The sequence below is a fragment of the Halomicrococcus pelagicus genome, assembly GCF_050954125.1.
Map to the genome: position 1 here is coordinate 51,953 of NZ_JBPBWC010000026.1, position 18,428 is coordinate 70,380.

14 protein-coding genes are annotated in these 18,428 nt (G+C 62.9%); 8 read left to right on the forward strand and 6 right to left on the reverse strand.

Annotated elements, in window-relative coordinates:
• Positions 1–5: 5 nt before the first annotated feature.
• Together ACRYA2_RS25035 and ACRYA2_RS25040 are read left to right on the forward strand one after the other, a co-directional pair.
• Positions 6–479, forward strand: a complete 474-nt coding sequence (locus ACRYA2_RS25035; RefSeq protein ID WP_433634236.1) for a tripartite tricarboxylate transporter TctB family protein — start codon at positions 6–8, stop codon at positions 477–479.
• Positions 480–1,979: a tripartite tricarboxylate transporter permease gene (locus tag ACRYA2_RS25040; RefSeq protein WP_433634238.1), complete on the forward strand. Its 1,500-nt coding sequence runs from the start codon at positions 480–482 to the stop codon at positions 1,977–1,979.
• A 197-nt stretch (positions 1,980–2,176) separates the two neighbouring features.
• On the opposite strand, the gene ACRYA2_RS25045 is transcribed toward ACRYA2_RS25040, so the two are convergent.
• From ACRYA2_RS25045 to ACRYA2_RS25065, 5 genes are read right to left on the reverse strand one after another with little or no spacing between them, the layout of a single operon-like run.
• On the reverse strand, positions 2,177–3,271 hold the full coding sequence (locus ACRYA2_RS25045) for an ABC transporter ATP-binding protein (protein WP_433634240.1): 1,095 nt from the start codon (positions 3,269–3,271) through the stop codon (positions 2,177–2,179).
• Complete coding sequence (locus ACRYA2_RS25050; RefSeq protein WP_433634242.1) at positions 3,268–4,446, reverse strand: ABC transporter ATP-binding protein; 1,179 nt, start codon at positions 4,444–4,446, stop codon at positions 3,268–3,270. Before ACRYA2_RS25050 ends, ACRYA2_RS25045 begins: the two co-directional genes overlap by 4 nt.
• Positions 4,446–5,369, reverse strand: a complete 924-nt coding sequence (locus ACRYA2_RS25055; RefSeq protein ID WP_433634245.1) for an ABC transporter permease — start codon at positions 5,367–5,369, stop codon at positions 4,446–4,448. The genes ACRYA2_RS25050 and ACRYA2_RS25055 overlap by 1 nt, the downstream gene beginning before the upstream one ends.
• Positions 5,366–6,382 (reverse strand): ABC transporter permease, encoded by a 1,017-nt coding sequence (locus tag ACRYA2_RS25060; RefSeq protein WP_433634247.1) that lies wholly within the window; start codon positions 6,380–6,382, stop codon positions 5,366–5,368. Before ACRYA2_RS25060 ends, ACRYA2_RS25055 begins: the two co-directional genes overlap by 4 nt.
• A gap of 42 nt (positions 6,383–6,424) precedes the next feature.
• Positions 6,425–8,083, reverse strand: a complete 1,659-nt coding sequence (locus tag ACRYA2_RS25065; RefSeq protein WP_433634249.1) for an ABC transporter substrate-binding protein — start codon at positions 8,081–8,083, stop codon at positions 6,425–6,427.
• Between the two features lie 226 nt (positions 8,084–8,309).
• On the opposite strand from ACRYA2_RS25065, the gene ACRYA2_RS25070 reads away from it, so the two are divergent.
• From ACRYA2_RS25070 to ACRYA2_RS25095, 6 genes are all read left to right on the forward strand, one after another.
• Positions 8,310–10,349 carry a hydantoinase/oxoprolinase family protein gene (locus ACRYA2_RS25070; protein WP_433634251.1) on the forward strand — a complete coding sequence of 680 codons (2,040 nt, stop codon included), beginning with the start codon at positions 8,310–8,312 and terminating at the stop codon, positions 10,347–10,349.
• Positions 10,346–12,178, forward strand: a complete 1,833-nt coding sequence (locus tag ACRYA2_RS25075; RefSeq protein ID WP_433634254.1) for a hydantoinase B/oxoprolinase family protein — start codon at positions 10,346–10,348, stop codon at positions 12,176–12,178. The genes ACRYA2_RS25070 and ACRYA2_RS25075 overlap by 4 nt, the downstream gene beginning before the upstream one ends.
• Positions 12,171–13,289: a M24 family metallopeptidase gene (locus tag ACRYA2_RS25080; protein ID WP_433634257.1), complete on the forward strand. Its 1,119-nt coding sequence runs from the start codon at positions 12,171–12,173 to the stop codon at positions 13,287–13,289. The genes ACRYA2_RS25075 and ACRYA2_RS25080 overlap by 8 nt, the downstream gene beginning before the upstream one ends.
• 178 nt (positions 13,290–13,467) lie before the next feature.
• The gene (locus ACRYA2_RS25085) at positions 13,468–15,525 is read left to right on the forward strand and encodes a hydantoinase/oxoprolinase family protein (protein ID WP_433634260.1); all 2,058 of its coding nucleotides are present in this window, start codon (positions 13,468–13,470) and stop codon (positions 15,523–15,525) included.
• A gap of 2 nt (positions 15,526–15,527) precedes the next feature.
• The gene (locus ACRYA2_RS25090) at positions 15,528–17,288 is read left to right on the forward strand and encodes a hydantoinase B/oxoprolinase family protein (protein WP_433634262.1); all 1,761 of its coding nucleotides are present in this window, start codon (positions 15,528–15,530) and stop codon (positions 17,286–17,288) included.
• The gene (locus tag ACRYA2_RS25095) at positions 17,285–17,617 is read left to right on the forward strand and encodes a cupin domain-containing protein (protein WP_433634264.1); all 333 of its coding nucleotides are present in this window, start codon (positions 17,285–17,287) and stop codon (positions 17,615–17,617) included. Before ACRYA2_RS25090 ends, ACRYA2_RS25095 begins: the two co-directional genes overlap by 4 nt.
• Before the next feature lie 333 nt (positions 17,618–17,950).
• On the opposite strand, the gene ACRYA2_RS25100 is transcribed toward ACRYA2_RS25095, so the two are convergent.
• A complete protein-coding gene (locus ACRYA2_RS25100; protein ID WP_433634266.1) occupies positions 17,951–18,190 on the reverse strand; it encodes a hypothetical protein in 240 nt (79 codons plus the stop codon).
• Between the last annotated feature and the right edge of the window lie 238 nt (positions 18,191–18,428).

The window sequence follows — 18,428 nt, forward strand, 5'->3', positions numbered from 1 at the left end:
ACAAGGTGGCAGCGGTACTGTTAGTCGGCCTCGCGGTCGGGGTCTTCGTCGCCAGTCGGGACTTCCCGAGCGGATTCGGCAACTCACCCGGAGCGGCGTTCTTCCCGCGGCTCATCGTCTCGATAATCGCGCTCCTTGCAGGCGTCCTCTTCGTCTGGAGTGTCGTGTCGAGCGAGAACCGAACGTACGACGTTTCCGCGACCGACGCGGGACGGTTCGCGGTTCCGGTCGTGCTCCTCGTGGTGTACGTCGCGCTGATGCCGATTCTCGGATTCATCATCGACACGGTGGCGTTCCTGGTCGTGTTGACGCTCTACTCCGGAGTCGAGAGCTACTGGCGGTCGGGAGCACTCGCCGTCGGCCTCAGTCTCGCGCTCCACTACGCATTCGGTGAGTTCCTACACATCCCGCTCCCAGAGGGAAGTCTCGTGTCGGTAGCCAGATGGCTCCCATCGCTCCCGCTATCGGGGGTCGTGTAGATGAGCCTCGTCGGAAATCTGCTTCAAGGTGCCTCGCTCGTCTTCCAACCGTTCGCGCTGACCCTCATCGTTGCCGGCGTTCTCATCGGGATGACGATGGGGTCGCTTCCTGGCATGACCGCGACGATGACCGTAGCGGTGTTGGTCTCGTTCACGTTCGGGATGGAACCGGCCGAGGGAATGATGCTCCTGCTGGGCATCTACGGCGGGGCGCTCTACGCGGGTTCGATACCCGCCATCCTCATCCGGACGCCGGGCACGCCGAGCGCAGCCGCCACCGTCTTCGACGGCTTCCCGCTGGCCGAACGCGGGTTCGCGGGCCGTGCCATAGCCGTCGCCACCGTCGCGTCGTTCGTCGGGGGCGTGGTCAGCGTCGTCCTGCTGACCCTGCTGGCCCCCCAGATTGCCTCGGTCGCAATCCAGTTCGGTTCCGCCGAGTTCTTCGCGCTGGCAGTGTTCGGGCTAACCATCATCGCCAGCGTCAGCGGCGATTCGCTCGTCAAGGGTCTCATATCGGGCCTGATCGGGATGCTCCTGGCGACCGTCGGACTCGACCCGGTCCTCGCGTACCCCCGGTTCTCGTTCGGGTTCGAGCCGCTGGTCTCGGGAATCCAGTTCATCGCGGTGATGATTGGTCTGTTCGGTATCGGCGAGGGTCTGCTCCGATACCAGCGCGGTATCGGTAGTGAAGAGGTCTCACAGGAGTTGACGAACGTGATTCCCGACCGGGAGGACCTCACAGCCATCCGGAATGTCACCATCGGATCCAGCGTCGCGGGCGCGTTCATCGGTGCGATTCCGGGCGCCGGCGGCGACATCGCCTCGTTCGTGACGTACAACGAGGCGAAGCGGTGGCTCGGTGATGCGAAGTCGTCGTTCGGCGACGGCGACATCCGCGGGGTCGCGGCGGCCGAGTCGGGGAACAACGCCAGCACGGGCGGCGCGCTGATTCCGACGCTGACGCTGGGTATTCCCGGCGACTCCGTGACCGCTATCCTCATCGGCGCGCTGATGGTCCACGGAATCCGTCCCGGTCCGGGCCTGTTTCAGGACGAACCCGCGCTGGTCTACGCCATCTTCGTCGGGTTCTTCACAGTCTACGTCGTCATCCTCGTCCTCGGTCTCGTCGGCGCGCGCTACTGGGCACGGCTCATCGACTTCCCCGCGAAATACCTCTGGCCTGCGATACTCGTGCTTTCGCTAATCGGGGCGCTCGCGCTCCGCGGGAACTTGCTCGACATGTGGGTGGCCCTCGGTGCGGGCGTTCTGGGTTACGTGATGCGAATCGAAGACTACCCGCTCGCCCCCATGGTGCTCGGCCTCATTCTCGGCCCGATAGCCGAGGTGAACCTGCGTCGCTCCCTCAAACTCTCAGGCGGGTCGCTCGACATCTTCTACTCAGAACCGCTCACGCTCGTGATACTGATTCTCGCGGTCGTGTCGCTGCTCTTCCCGTTCGTGCAGGCATGGCGGCAACGAAGCGTAGAATCTACAGGCTGAGTAGGGCGAGTACCTCGGGGTCGTTCGAGAGAGCTTCGCTCTCTCGTGATGACGAGACGCCGTCGGCTGATGAACTAGCGTGGATAAGAACAACACTTGCAATTGTGCTATCACTCAATACCGGGGGATGGTTCGGGGTGGTGAAGAATTCGGGGACTACGAGCCAATTCGTTCGAGTGCCCCAATCGGACTGATCGTCACTGATCAGTTCGGAGTCGCTTCCGTTCGGCTTTCGTGCTGTACTCGTCGACGGCCGGTTGCTGGTCTCCCGGATAGAGGAGACACCGCACCGAGTGTCCCGGCGCGACCTCCACGAGGTCGGGATGAACCTTATCGCAGGCGTCGAATCGCTTGTGGCAGCGCGGGTTGAACGGACAGCCGCTCGGCGGATTCGCGGGATCGGGTGGTTCGCCTTCGATGTCGATCTCGCGCGGCTTGAGTGCTTGTTCGTCGGATTCGACGACGGGAATCGCCGATAGAAGTTGCTCCGTATAGGGATTCAATGGGTTCTCGAACAACGTTTGGCTCTCGGCAATTTCCATGAACTTGCCGAGGTACATCACGCCGATTCGGTCGGCGATGTTCTTCACGAGACTCAGATCGTGACTGATAACGAGGTACGTCAGGTCGAGTTCGTCCTGAAGGTCTTCGAGGAGCGAGATGACCTTCGCTTGTACGCTCACGTCGAGTGCGCTCGTCGGCTCGTCGAGGACCACGAGCTTCGGATTGAGGACGAGCGCCCGGGCGATTGCGACGCGCTGCTTTTGACCGCCCGACAAGCCACCGGGATACCGTCGTTTGAACTCGATCGGGAGATCGACCTGGACGAGTGCATCGTTGACGCGCTCCAGTCGTTCCTGCTTGGACCCGATTCCGTGGACTTTGAGCGGGTCGGCGACGATGGCGCCGACTCGTCGGCGAGGATTCAGTGACGATGTCGGATCCTGATAGACGACCTGGAGGTTTCGGCGGACGGGTTTGAGGTCTCGGTTGGAGAGCGTGGAGATGTCCCGGCCGTCGAAGACGATCCGGCCGTCCGTCGGATTCAACAACCGGGCGACGGTCTTCGCGAGCGTCGTCTTGCCACAACCGCTCTCACCGACGACGGCGAACGTCTCGCCCGCCCGCAAGTCGAAACTGACGCCGTCGACCGCCCGGACTCGCTGCTGGGACCCGCCGAACCACCCCGATGATACGTGAAAGTACTTCTTCAATGCTCGGACCTGCAGGAGCGCGTCAGTCGGGTCACGGCGCTCGTCAAAACCGGCAGTCGCCGTCTCATTCGCAGTCATCGTGACCGGTCCTCCTGGCTGTACGCTTCGGGCGAGACGTCGGTCGGCTCGGCGTCCGTGTTGGGACGGTCGTCGCGGTCCGATTCGGTCGGGCGACCGTATTCGACCTCCGTGTCGCTGATCGACAGCGCCGTGTCGAGGCTCATCCCGTCCTCGTAGAGGTAGCAGGCGACGTCGTGGTCGTTCTCCCCGACGGTGAAGCGATCGGGCGGATCGACGTCGCACGTTCCGGCCATGTACGCGGGACACCGCGGATGGAACCGACAGCCGGACGGCGGCTCCGTGTAGTCCGGAATCTGGCCGGGGATTCCGGCGCTGTCGAAGGTCGTGAGCTTCGGGATGCTGTCGATGAGCCCGGTCGTGTACGGATGCAGAGGGGCGTCGAACAGCTCTTCGGTCCGGCCAGCCTCGGCGATGGTCCCCGCATACATGACGTAGATGCGGTCGGCCAGTTTGCGAGCGACGCCCAGGTTGTGCGTGATGTACAGCATCGAGAGGTTTTGTTTTGCGACGCGTTCGGAGAGCAACTCTAGGATTTGCTCTTGGACCGTGACGTCGAGTGCGGTCGTCGGTTCGTCGGCGATGATAAACTGCGGGTCGTTGAGCAACGCCATCGCGATCAGGACGCGCTGGCGCATGCCGCCGGAGAGTTCGACCGGGTATCTGTCGAGGATTCCCTCTGCGTCCGGTATCTGGAGCCGTTCGAGCATCTGCACGCAGCGGTCTCGAATCTCGTCGTCGTCGGCCCCGGGCCCACGGCCGAGATACTCCTTGAGTAGCGTCCACCAGCTGACGTCCTCCCGGCCGTGATAGGTGATTACGTCCGCCATCATCGAGCCGACGGTGAACACGGGACTGAGGTGCGTCATCGGGTCCTGAAACACCATGCTCATCTCGTCGGCTCGAACGCGATTGTGGCGGTCCGGGTCTCTCAGGAGTTCGGTTCCCGCGTAGCGAACCGACCCGTCGACGATTTCGCCGGGTGGCTGTGGCAACATTCCCATGATCGTCTCTGCGGTGACGCTCTTCCCGCAGCCGGTTTCCCCGACGAGCGCCACCGTCTCGCCGTCGTGGACTGTTAAGTCGACCGCGTCGAGCACTCGCTGGCGGCCCTCGTACGTCTCGAAGTGGACGGTGAGATCGGAGACGTCCAGCAACGGTGCGTCGTCCGCCATCATTCCACCTCCACGTCGAACATGTCCCGGAGGCCGTCGCCGAGGAAGTTGAACCCGAGGACCGCGAGGAATATCGCCAGTCCCGGGAACGTGGAGTACCACCAGTAAGCGGGGAGGAACTCCCGACCTTGGGCGGTCATCGTCCCCCACTCCGGCGTCGGTGGCTGCGCACCCAGTCCGAGGAATCCCAGCGCCGACCCGACGAGAATCGCGTACCCCATGTCGAGGCTGAACTTCACGGTGACCGGCGCGAGGATGTTCGGGAGGATGTCCCGGGAGAGGATTCGCGGGGTGCTCGCGCCGATTCCGCGGCTCGCTTCGACGAACGTCTCTTCGCGGACCGACAGTACCTCACCGTACACCAGCCGTGCGTACCACGGCCACCAGACGACCGCGATCGCGATCATCGCGTTCGTCAAGGTCGGCTGGAGTGCCACGCTGACGGCCAGCGCCAGCACGAGCGGTGGAATCGAGAGGAAGACATCCGTTACGCGCATCAACACGAGGCCAGTTCGTCCCCCGAGGTAGCCCGCGAACAACCCGATAGGGACGCCGATGGCGATCGCGATCGAGAGGACGACGAGGCCGAGGGTCAGCGAGATGCGCGTCCCGAAGATGACGCGGGACAGGATGTCCCGGCCGACCTGGTCGGTGCCCATCGGATGGTCGAGACTCGGCGGCTGGAACGACTGGGAGAAGTGGACGGCCGGTTGCCCCTGATAGCCCGCGTCCGCGGGATACGGGGCGATGTACGGCGCGAACACGGCGAGGGCGACGAACGCGAAGATCACCGCGAGCCCGAGGATCGACATCGGGTTCTGGCGGAAGCGGTACACGACACGGTCCGCCTTGTCGAATCGGTCTCGGAGTCGTTCGATGCGTGTCGTTGCTGCCGATAGAAGATCGATGCCTGTGCGTGTCATAGTTCCTCACTGAAGCGGACGCGCGGGTCCAGATATCCGTACAGGACGTCCACGAGGAAGTTCGCGAGGAGGAATGCGACCCCGATGACCAGCGTCACCCCCACGATGGCGTTGATGTCCTTTTGCAGGATCGCTCTGACGCCATAGGCCGACATTCCTGGCCAGCCGAAGACGATCTCGACGAGGAACGCCCCCCCGATGAGGAACCCGTAATCGAGTCCGATAATGGTCAGCGTGGACGTGAACGACCGTTTCAGGATGTACTTGTACGCGATGAACTTCTTGGGAATGCTGTGGACCCGCAATCCCTCGATGTAATCTTTGTTGAACTCCTCGAGGAAGCTTGAGCGCGTGATTCGCGCGATGTCGGCCATCGGTGCAAGCGACAGCGTCAGTGCTGGCAAGAACAGATGCCAGGCGACGTTCACAAACGCGTCGGGATTGAGCGTCATGACGCTGTCGACGAGGTAGAGCCCGGTGATGCGCTGTAACTCGACGTCCCCGATGCGGCCGGTCGCCGGGAACCAACTGAGCCCAAACGCGAAGATTACTTGCAGGACAATCGCGGACCAGAAGCGAGGGAGCGACACACCGAAGAACGCGAAGCTCCGGCTGGCGTTGTCGGGCCACTCGTCTTTGTGTTGGCCAGCAACGACGCCGAGTGGAACGCCGAACACGATGGCGATCAGCATCCCGACCGTGGTCAACTCGACCGTTGCGGGGAGGAATTGTGCGATGTCGGTTGCAACGTTGTTGTTCGTCACGAGCGACTGGCCCATGTCCCCTCTGAGCAACCCGGTCATGTACTCGACGTACTGCGTCCAAAGCGGCTGGTCGAGTCCCATCTGTCGGCGCAACTGCGCGACCGCTTCGTCGGTCGCACGTGGCCCCAACGCGAGCCGCGCTGGCTTGCCGGGTATCACTCGCGCGATGACGAAGATGAGGACTGAAACGCCGAAGAACACGGGAATCGTCGATAGCGCGCGACGCAATAGGTAGCGACGGTAGTTCATGCTATTCTCTGTATACGGCCCCCGGAAGGGGGCGGTGGCGAGCTACTGACTCTCCGTGTAGCGTTCGAACTGGTGCGTGTAGCCGTTGATGCCGTTGTTCGTGAAGCCGTTCACCCGGTTGTTGAACGCCCATCGTGAGACGTCATTACAGACGAACAAGGCAGCTGCATCCTCGGCGAGAATCTGCTGAACCTCCGTGTAGGCTTGCTCGCGCGTCTGATCGTCGAGCGTGGTTCGTGCTTGTGTGAGCAGTTCGTCGACCTGGTCGTTCTCGTACTTCGAGCCGTTGTTGTACGTGTTCGTGTTGCTGCTGTGCCACATGTTGTATAGGAGAGCATCCGGGTCCGCGTACTGGATGAGGCTCCACAAGGGGAACATCTGTGGCGACGACTGGATGTTCGACGACTGCGAGACGATACTCGTCCACGGAGCTTTCCTGACCTCGAAGTCGATGTCGAGGGGATTGTAGTTCGACTGCATCAGCAGTCCGAGGTTCCGCTCGGTGGTGAGCCCCGACACGTACGTGTACGTAACCGAGATATCGTTCGGGTTGTAGTCGGACTGCTGGAGTTGCTGGCGCGCCTGCTCCATGTTCTGGGTGTACGACGGAATGTCGTCGGTGGAGTACTGCATCGCCGATGGCAGCGGGCCGACCATCTTCTCGGCACCGACGAAGACGTCGCTGAGCGCCGTGTCGTAGTCCAACGCGTACGCGAGCGCTTTCCTGACGTTGATATCGTCCAGCGGTTCGACCTGGGTGTTCATGAACACGAAGAATGGCGCGAACGTCACTTCGGTGCTCACCGAGATGTTCGAGTTGTTACCCAGCTGTTGGTAGGTGTCAACCGAGAGCCAGCCGTCGGTCATGTCCGCTTGGCCGTTACTCATCATCCCGGTTATCGTCGACACCTCCATCTGGAGTTGGGCGACGACGCGTTCGTAGGTGTTCCCATCGGGCCACTGTCCCCACCAGTCGCCGTGTTTGTTCATGACGATGCGCTGGCCCGTTTGATGATTTTGCAGCGAGTAGGGGCCACTTCCGGCGTCGTTCTGCTCGAGCCATTGCGTGCCGTAGTCGCCGTGGTCGCCAAAATCACCGTCCTGCTCGTTGGCCGTGACCTGATTTCGGTTCACGACGAACATCCAGGGGAGTGTGGAGACGAACGGCGCATACACCTTCTGGAGCGAGAGTTCTACCGTCGTTTCGTCGACGGCGGTGGCGCTATCCGGGGTGAGGACGCCGTCCCACATCCAGGATGGGCCGCGTTGCATTCGCATCATCCGCTCGACTGAGAAGACGACGTCTTCTGCCGTGACGGGGTCGCCGTTGTGGAATTGTGCGTCGTCTTGGAGGTTGAGTGTGTAGGTTTTGCCGTCGTCGCTGACTTGCCAGTCTTGTGCGAGTCCTGGTTCGACTTCCGGCGGGAAGGAGTTGCTGTAGCCTGCGAGGCCATCGTACAGCGTGTGGCTGATGATGCCTTCGAGTTCGTCGCCGGACTTCATTGGGTCGATGGAACTCGGTGCGACGATGGTCGCGTACACGAGGTCGGTACCCGATTGGTCGGATTGCTGTGCGAGTGTGTTCGTGTCGTTCGAGCCGTATGCTCCTACGTGCCCACTGAATAGCGTCGCCGCCCCCACTGCGCCGCTTGTCTTGAGGAACTTTCGTCTCTCCCAGTCACCCTTGGTTTGGGGTGGCATACCACAATCTCCTTCGATGAATGATTATTTATTTCTTTGCACCAGTACCACCCAGGACGTTGAAAATAGTAAGTTAATGGCGGATGATTCGGCTATTTATTAAGCTATTCACGACCGAATTGTTATGGTCTATTCCCCGAATCGGTTCCTTTCGCCGAAGCGGAGCGAGGTAGGAACTCAACTTTATATACGTCGACGAAGTCACTAGTGCGGGGTATGATACCACATGACGGAACGACTGGCGGTCGATATTGGCGGCACGTTCGTCGACGCCATCACCTACGACCGCGAGACGACCGACATCGCACTCGAAAAAGCACCGACCACGCCAAACGCGCCGACGGACGGCGTCCTCGATTCGATCGATAAAGTCGACGCCACCATCCCCGAGACGGAAGCGTTCGTCCACGGAACCACCCTCGGCATCAACGCGCTTCTCGAACGGAACGGCGCGAAAACCGGCATCATCACGAACGAAGGATTCCGAGACATCCACGAAATCGGCCGAACGAACGTCGCACGCGACGCGATGTACGACATCCAGTACGAGAAACCCGAACTATTGGTTCCGCGGCGGCGAACCGTCGGCGTCCCCGGACGAATCGACGCCGACGGCGACGTCAAAGAACAGCTCGACGAACAAGCCGTCCTCGACGCCGCAGACCACCTCTTCGACGACCACAGCGTCGACGCCATCGCCGTCACGTTCCTCCACTCCTACCGCAATCCAGCCCACGAAACCCGCGCACAGGATCTGATTCGCGACGCCTACCCCGACCGGAGCGTCTCGATATCGAGTGACATCACACGCGAGTACCGCGAATACGAACGCACGAGCACGGCCGTCCTCGACGCCTACATCAAACCAATCTTCGAATCGTACGTCGACGACCTCGACGCCGCCCTCACCGACGAAGCGTTCGACGGTTCCTTCTTCATCACCCGCTCGGGCGGGGGAACGCTCACGGCCGACAGCGCGAAAACTGCGCCCGTCCACACCATCCTATCGGGACCAGCAGGCGGGCTGATCGGGGCGGCCTCCGTCGGCGACGCCACGAACCGGGATAACCTCATCGCCGTCGACATGGGCGGCACCAGCCTCGACGCCTGCGTCGTCGAAAACGGCACGCCCGCCGTCGAGTACGAGGCCGAACTCGAACACGTCCCGATGATGATTCCCGTCTACGATATCCGAACCATCGGGGCCGGCGGCGGCAGCATCGCGTGGCTCGACGGTGACCTCCTCAAAGTCGGCCCACAGAGCGCCGGCGCAGACCCCGGCCCGATCTGCTACGGGCGCGGCGGAACCGACCCGACGGTGACCGACGCCGCGCTCGCACTCGGCTATCTCGACCCCGAGTACTTCCTCGGCGGCGAGATGGATCTTTCCGCAGACGAGGCGCTCGCCGGCATCCGTGACCAGATCGCCGACCCACTCGATACGTCCACGACCGACGCAAGCGAAGGTATCTTCCAGGTGACGCTCGCGAACACCATCGGCGCGATCCGCGAGATAACCGTCGAAAAAGGCCTCGACCCCCGCGACTTCACCATGCTCTCGTACGGCGGTGCCGGCTCCATGTTCGTCCCCTTGCTCGCACGCGAGATGGGCGTCCAAGAAGTCATGATTCCGCGCGCTCCGTCGGTCTTCTCAGCGTGGGGAATGTTGATGGCCGACGTCGTCTCAGACGTCGCACGGACACACACCGCCGTCCTCGACGACCTCGCCGAACAGGCGGCCGACGACATCTTCGCCGACCTCGAAGCCGAGGCCGCGGAGACGCTCGACGCCGAGGGCTACGACCCCGAACGCCAGCGCTTCGAACGGTACGTCGAGATGCGGTACTTCGGCCAGGAACACACCGTCGAAGTTCCGGCCGACGACCTCGAGTCAGTCGCCGACCTCGGCGAGCGATTCGAACGCCAGCACGACAGCCGGTACGGCCACACCATGGACGACCCCCCGCAAGTCGTCCACTTCCGCGTTCGCGCCATCGGCGAGAACGACAAACCAGCACTCGAGCCAGTCGACGCATCGTCGAGCGGTGACCTCTCACCGGCTGACACCCGGGAGGCGTACTGTTTCGCACGCGAATCCGAAACGTCGTTCGACATCTACGACCGCGACCAGTTCGCGCCGGGCGACCGAATCGACGGCCCGGCGGTCGTCCAGGAACCGACGACAACCGTCGTCTTCCATTCCGACCAGACGGCCAAGGTCGACGACTACGGCCACATCATCATCCACCAGGAGGCAGAACAATGAGCGACACCGGACCGGACGCGGACGTGACAGAGACAGCCGTGGACGCCGCGACCGTCGAGGTCGTGCGCAAATACCTCACCTCAGCTGCCACCGAAATGCAACGGACCCTGATCAGGACCGCCTACAACACCATCATCTACGAGATCCTCGACTTCGGCATCTCGCTGTACGACGCCGAGACGAACCTGATCGCGGATTCGCCGGGACTCCCCGTGTTCCTCGGCGCGAACGACTACGGCCTCCGCAAGAGCGTCGACCACGTCGGCGAGCAGAACCTGAACCCGGGCGACATCGTCCTCGTGAACTATCCGTACTGGAGTTCGACCCACACGCTCGACGTGCTCGTGTTCATGCCCGTTTTCTACGACGACGAACTCATCGGCTACGCGACGAGTCGCGCCCACTGGCTGGACCTCGGCGCGAAAGACTCCGGGTACGTGCTCGATTCGACCGACATCCATCAGGAAGGGATGATCTTCCCAGGGACGAAGGTCTACAAGAACGGCGAGCCCGACGAGGAGATCCACGACCTCATCCGGTTCAACTCGCGGATTCCTGACAAAGTCATCGGCGACCTCAACGCCCAGGTCGCGGCGCTCCGAACGGGCGCAACTCGCCTCCAGGAACTCTACGAGAAGTACGGAACGGACGTCGTCGAATCATGCATCGAGACGATCATCACCCACGGCGAGCGTTCGGCGCGCGATGCCGTCCGAGCGCTTCCCGACGGGTCGTGGACCGGCGTCGACTACGCCGACGGAATCTACCGCGAGGAAGACGACCTCATTCGGCTCGAAGCCGAGGTGACGATCGACGGGGATTCGTTCACCGTGGATTTCTCCGGGTCGTCCGACCAGGTAGACGAACCGCTCAACATCCCGATCGGGATGACCCAATCGATCTCGAAGCTGTGTTTCAAGACGGTGACGACGCCTGACGAGGACTCGAACGCCGGTCAGTACGAACCGCTCGACGTCTACGCTCCGGAGGGCAACCTCTACAACGCGACGTATCCCGCGCCGACGTTCACCATCTGGCCGGGACTACTCGGTATCAACGTCATCTACGAAGCGCTCGCGAAGGCGCTCCCCGAGCAGGTGCCGGCGAGTTCGGGCGGGGACGTCTGCGACATCATGCTGTACGGCGAGCACCCCGAGACGGGCCGCCAGTTCGTCGAAGCGAACAACGAGGGCGTCGGCTGGGGTGGGTCTGCTGACCACGACGGCCAGAACGCGCTCATGCACATGAGCGAGACGATGGTTCGGAACATCCCCATCGAAGTGTTCGAGAACAAAGCTCCCATCGAGTTCGACCGGCTCACGTTGCGCCAAGACTCTGGGGGTGCGGGGAAGCATCGCGGTGGGCTCGGCATCCAGCGCGACTTCCGTTTCACGCACCCCGTCGGTGCGCTCTCGATTGTCCAGAAAACGAAGACGGAGGGATGGGGACTGGCGGGCGGTCACCCCGGGGCGCGCAACGTCGTCGCGCTCGATCTTGCGGACGACTGGCACGACCGGGTGGAGGTATTGGTCGACAACGACGACCTCTACGTCGACGAAGGCGATGACGACGTAGACCAAGGCGACCGCAAGTACGCGGGGATGTTCCGCGGGACGTTCCAGCCGGGTGAGGTCATCTCGAATCGGTCGGGCGGTGGCGGCGGCTACGGTGACCCGTACGAGCGCGACCCGGAGGCGGTCCGTGAAGACGTCCTCGACGGGTACGTCTCGCGAGAGGCGGCACGCGCCGAGTACGGTGTCGCGTTGACCGACGAGGACGAAATCGACCGGGACGAAACGGAGAATCTGCGGAGACGGATCGATGAGTGACGCCGAATCCCTGTTCGAGACACGGCTTCGGGCGTGTCGACAGCGTCTCGCCGACCGAGGGATCGACGGGGTCGTGCTCTTTCCGAGTCCGAACCTCTACTACGTCTCTGGGTTCCGTGAGGAGCCGAGCGAACGCCATCTGTTCCTTATCGTCTCCCGCGACGACGCCGCGTTCGTCGCACCGGCGATGTACGACGACCAGATTCGGGCGGCGTCCCAAATCGAGGACTGCCGGACGTGGCAGGACGGGGAGGATCCGATGGCGGTCGTCTCCGACATCGTGGCCGACTTCGGGCTCGCCGATGGGACGGTCCTGCTCGACGACCGGCTGTGGGCGCAGTTCACTCTCGACGTCCAGTCGGCGTTTCCGTCGCTATCGTTCGGGCTGGCGAGTGAGGTGTTCGACGCGTTGCGGATGCGGAAAGACGAGTACGAACTCGGCCGGCTGCGGGACGCTGCCCGTCTCTCGGACCGGGTGAGCGAGGTGATTCGCCAGCTCGGACCGGACGCTATCGGCATGACTGAACGCGAACTCGCCATCGAAATCCGCCGTCGGTTGGTTGCCGAGGGTGCCGACGACGTGTCGTTCGAGACGATCGTCGGATCGGGGCCGAACGGCGCGCAGCCGCACTATCGGCACGGCGACCGCGAGATCGAGCGCGGCGATCCGGTCGTGCTGGACTTCGGTGGCGTGTTGGACGGGTATCCCGGTGATCAGACGCGGACGGTAGTGTTCGCTGGTGATCCGCCGGCGGGGTTCGAAGAGGCGTACGAGGCCGTGCTGGCGGCGTTTGAAGCTGGCGTCGACGCTGTCGAACCCGGCGTGCAGGCACAGGCGGTCGATCGGGCGGCGCGGGGTGTGCTCGAGGAGCGGGGGTTCGGCGACCAGTTCCTCCATCGAACCGGCCACGGAATCGGGCTCGAAGTGCACGAGGCACCCTACATCGTGGAGGGGAACGAGACCGAACTGGCGCCGGGGATGGCGTTCAGCGTCGAACCGGGCGTGTATGTGGCGGACGAGTTCGGCGTGCGCATCGAGGATATCGTGGTAGTGACCGAGGCGGGCTGTGAGCGACTCAACGATTCGTCGAAGTCGTGGCGGGCGCGCTGACGGTGGGACCGTGGTTGCGTCGGGACTGGTGGCTCGCTCCTCGGGCAGTTCGGTGTGCTTTTCGTTCGTGTTATCGCATGTTTGTCTACGATTTTCTCCCTTCTGTGTTCGTTTAGTTCGTGAGACGGCGTTTTTGGCTACGAAAAGTTTAACCTCGCCCTCGTTGGCATGGGATAGCATGGCAGACAATGGTGCGCGGGTAGCAGTCGACATCGGTGGAACCTTCACCGACTTCGTCGCTGCCCGCGACGGCCAGCTCGAACTCACCAAAGCGTCGACGACCCCGGACGACTTCGCCGACGGCGTCCTCGAAACGCTCGAAAAGAGCAGCCTCGACCCGACCGACGCCCAGCAGTTCGTCCATGGAACGACGGTCGTCATCAACGCCATCACCGAACGCGACGGCGTCGACTGCGCGCTCATCACGACCGACGGCTTCCGCGACGTCCTCGACATCACGCGCGCGAACCGCCCCGGCATGTTCGACTTCCGGTATCAGAAACCGGAACCGTTCGTCCCACGCCGACACCGGTGGGAAGTTGCCGAACGAATCGACCAGGCCGGCTCCGTCCTCACAGACCTCGACGAAGCCGACGTCCGCGCCGCAGTCGAGGACATCAAAAAAGCAGGCATCGACACCATCGCTGTCTCGTACGTCAACGCCTACAGCAACCCCGAACACGAACGTCGCACGAAAACGATCATCGCCGAGGAGTACCCCGACGCCTACGTCACCCTGTCGCACGAACTCACCCAGGAATACCGCGAATACGAGCGCACGAACACCGCGGTCCTCAACTCGTACGTCCGCCCAATCGCAGACGCCTACCTCGAATCACTCGAAGGCAGCCTCGACGACCGCGGACTCACCGCCAGCAAGTATGCGATGAAGAGCAACGCAGGCACTAGCGGGTTCGAACACGCCAAACGAACGCCGGTCGAGATGGTCGAGAGCGGGCCGGTCGGCGGCGTGTTCGGCGCCGCACACCTCGGCAACCGTATCGGCGAACGGAACGTCATCAGCTTCGACATGGGCGGCACGACGGCCAAGACCTCGCTGATCGAGGACGGCGAGGTGGACATCGAGACCGACTACTGGCTCGAGAGCACCCCGAACTGGGAGGGCTATCCGCTCAAAATCCCTGTCGTCGACATCATCGAGATCGGCGCCGGCGGCGGCAGCATCGGCTGGATCGACCAGGGTGGCTCGATCAAGGTCGGGCCGAAGAGCGCCGGGGCCGACCCTGGCCCCGCCTGTTACGGACGCGGCGGGACCGACCCCACCGTAACCGACGCGAACCTCCTCACCGGCCGTCTCAATCCGGAGTACTTCCTCGGCGGCGAGATGCCCCTCGACGTCGACGAGGCGCGCGCCGCACTCGAACCAATCGCCGACGCGTTCGGCGTCGACGAACACGAGGCCGCACACGGCATCCTGCGCGTCGTCGATTCGAACATGACGAACGCACTCAAGCAGGTGAGCATCCGCCGCGGACACGATCCCCGCGATTTCGTCCTGGTCGCGAGCGGCGGCGCGGGACCGCTCCACGCCGCGACGCTCGGTCGTCGGCTCGGCGTCAAAGAGATCGTCGTTCCGCGCGCGCCCGGACAGTTCTCCGCGTGGGGGATGCTGATGACCGACCTACGGAAAGATTACGTCCGGACCGACGTGATGGCGTTCGGTCCCGCCACGGCCGTCACCGTCGACGACCGGTTCGCCGAGTTGACCGAGCAAGCCCGGGCGGCGTTCGATGCCGAAGGAGTCGACCCCGAGGAACTCGAACTCGCGCGGAGCGCCGACCTCCGGTACGCTGGCCAGGAACACACGGTCACCACGCCCCTGCAGGACGACCACGACGGGATCGACGACCGGACGATGACGGCGACGCTCGAGCGGTTCCACGAACTGCACGAGAAGACGTACAATTTCCACCTCGACGACCCCGCGGAAGTCGTCAACCTTCGGTTGACGGCGACAGCGGCAGTCCCGCGGCCAAGCATCGAGCCGGTCGATCGAACCGGCAGCGTCGACGACGCCCACAAAGAAACGCGGCTGGTCGATTACGGCGCGGACGGCGAACACGACGCGCGCGTCTACGAGCGCGACCGACTGCCGGTCGAGGCGGCCATCGACGGCCCGGCGATTGTCGAAGAACCGGCCTGTACGACGCTCGTCCATCCGGATCAGCGCGTGACCGTCGACGACTACGGTACCCTCCATCTCACCGAGGCGTAACCATGTCAGAAACCACACCATCAGACGTCGAAACCGACATCGACCCCTTCACGCGGGAAGTGATCGCGAACGCCCTGCAGAGCGCGGCCGAAGAGATGTTCATCAATCTCGGCCGGACCGCCAAATCAAGCGTCATCTACGAGACGCTCGACTACGCCTGCGGCCTCGTCGACCCCGACGGGAACGTCGTCGCGCAAGCGAACGGCGTTCCGGGGTTCCTCGGGACGCTCAAGTACGGCGTCGAGGACGTCGTCGACAAGTACGGCACGGACGGGTTTGAACCGGGCGACGTCGTGCTGGTCAACGATTACTCCGGGGGGACGCATCTGAACGACGTCGCGATGGTCGCTCCGGTGTTCGCCGGCGACGACATCGTCCTGTTCACGGCGTCGAAGGCGCATTGGACCGACATCGGTGGGAAAGACCCGGGGTCGTGGACGACCGACGCGACCAGCGTCTTCCAGGAAGGGCTGCAGCTCCCAATGGTCAAACTGTACGAAGGCGGTGCTATCAACCAGCACGTGCGCGACATCATCGAGGCAAACACGCGGATGCCGGCGATGACGCTCGGCGACATGCAGGCCCAAGAAGCCTCGATGGACGTCGCGGCCGACCGCGTCGGCGAGGTCATCGACAAGTACGGCAAGGCGACGGTCCTCCAGGCGATGGTCGAGTACCTTGAGTGGGGCGAACAACTCGTTCGCGAGGAGGTCGAGGCGCTGCCGAATGGAACGTATACGGCAACCGACGCTATCGATGACGACGGCATCACCGACGAGCCAATTCACGTCGAAGTCACCGTGACGATTACCGACGATGCGGTCGAGGTCGATTTCACCGGGAGCGACGAAGCGGCGACCGGCCCCATCAATTCGCCCTACGCGGCGACGGCCAGCATGGTAAGAGCGTTCTTTCAGGCGCTCACCCTTCCCGACGCGAACACCAACGAGGGCTTTTTCGCCCCCCTCGAACTCACCGTGCCCGAAGGGACGGTGTTCAACGCGACCAAGCCTGCGGCGATCGGGACGGACTGGGAGTCGTCGACGATGGCGGCCGACCTGCCCTGGCAGGCGCTCGCGCCGCACGTTCCGGAGAAGCTGGCCGCCGGCCACTTCATGAGCGTGTGTGCGACCATCGTCGGCGGCCACGATGACCGCCACGACGAGGACTTCCTCGTCATCGAACCGCAACCCGGTGGTTGGGGCGCGAGCGACGGACGCGACGGCGCGGACGTGTTGGTCTGCGTCGGCGACGGCGACACCCTCGAGATGCCGGTGGAAGTCATGGAGACGCGATTCCCACTCCTGTTCGACCAGTTCCGACTCAACACCCCACAGGAGACCGGTCACGGCGAGTACCGCGGCGGCAGCGGGCTCGTCCAGGACTACACGGTGTACAACGAGAGCGGTGCCTTCCTGACTGCGTCGTTCGGCCGGTCGAAGCATCCACCGTGGGGCGTGAACGGCGGCCAGGACGGCAACGGCAACCACATCGAGATCGTCGCCGCCGACGGTACCAGTGAACGCCACAACAAGGTCACCACCTACGACCTCGCCGACGGCGAAACGGCACGTCTCGTCACCAGCAGCGGTGGCGGCTACGGAGACCCGCTCGACCGAGACCCCGAGCGGGTGCTGGACGACTACCGCGACGACTACGTCACCGCCGACATCGCCCGCGAGGTGTACGGCGTCGTCATCAACGAGGACGACCAGACCGTCGACCATGCAGCCACCGCGAGTCTGCGAGAGGCCCGTCGATGACTCACGTAGACGTCGTTGATCTCTCGGAGAAATGGCCCGACAGCGCCGGAACGCCGTTGCCGCTCGTTCGACTCGAGGATCCGCGGCTCGAAACGGGAAGTTACCTCATCGAACCCGGCGAGCGCGTCCCTGAGACGGGCACCACGCGCCACGACGGCGACGAACTCTCGGTCGTGCTCTCGGGGACCGTCGTCTTGGGCGTCGACGGTGCGACGTCCACGGTCGGGCCGGAGACGCTGATACACATCCCAGCGGGCGTCGACCATTTCAGCGAAAACCGGGGTAACGAGCCAGTGCGGCTCCTCTACACAATCCTCGGTGAACTATAAGTGATCGGAACAGTCGGCTGTCGTCCGTCCCTCTTGGTTCGATCGAGCTGTAACATTTTCACCAGATAACAGCTTCCTCGACTATTTGAGCGACACGCTAAACCAAAGTGCCAACAGCGGATTCTGACGGTCGTTCACGCATCGTACGCGCTCCCAGCGGCGATTAAAAAGCCAATCATAGCCGTGACCATAGCGACCGCTCCAATTCCGACGGCACCTATTTGGAAGAGATCGCCTTCGAGTCGATTGGCGGTGAGTAACAAGAAAACCGCAGTTATGGCGCCGATTAGCGCCAACGTGCGACCGAACCGACCAAGATCGATACCCGGTTCGCTAGACACGGTTGAGTACCTCACGAAGTACGCCATTATACTCCTCATCGGTCGCGGCGTTACCGAGTGAGTGGATCGACTGGCAGATCCACATCCCTGCAGTGAAGCTGATGAACGCGACCATGGAGATCACTCCCACCTCTCCTTCGACAAACAGTCCCGAGACGACCGCACCGATAAATCCGAGCCCCATAATAACATGTGTGATAATTGAACGGAGGCCGAAGTCGGCGAGTCGCACGGAAAGGCGTGCTCCAACAGGCATGTCTCAAATGTAGACTGCAATATATTTATGCTCTTCCAACAGGGGTTGTGTGTTGGATACATCCCGTCCATCTTTAAACAGCGAGAGAATCCTGCCGTTCACAGTGGGCGAGGATTCAGTCTTCAGCGTAATGCAAAGTGGAGCCTCCGGCCTCAAGGAGCGAGCGAAGCGAGCGAGTAGGCCGGAGAGGAACCCGACACGGTACTACACCAGC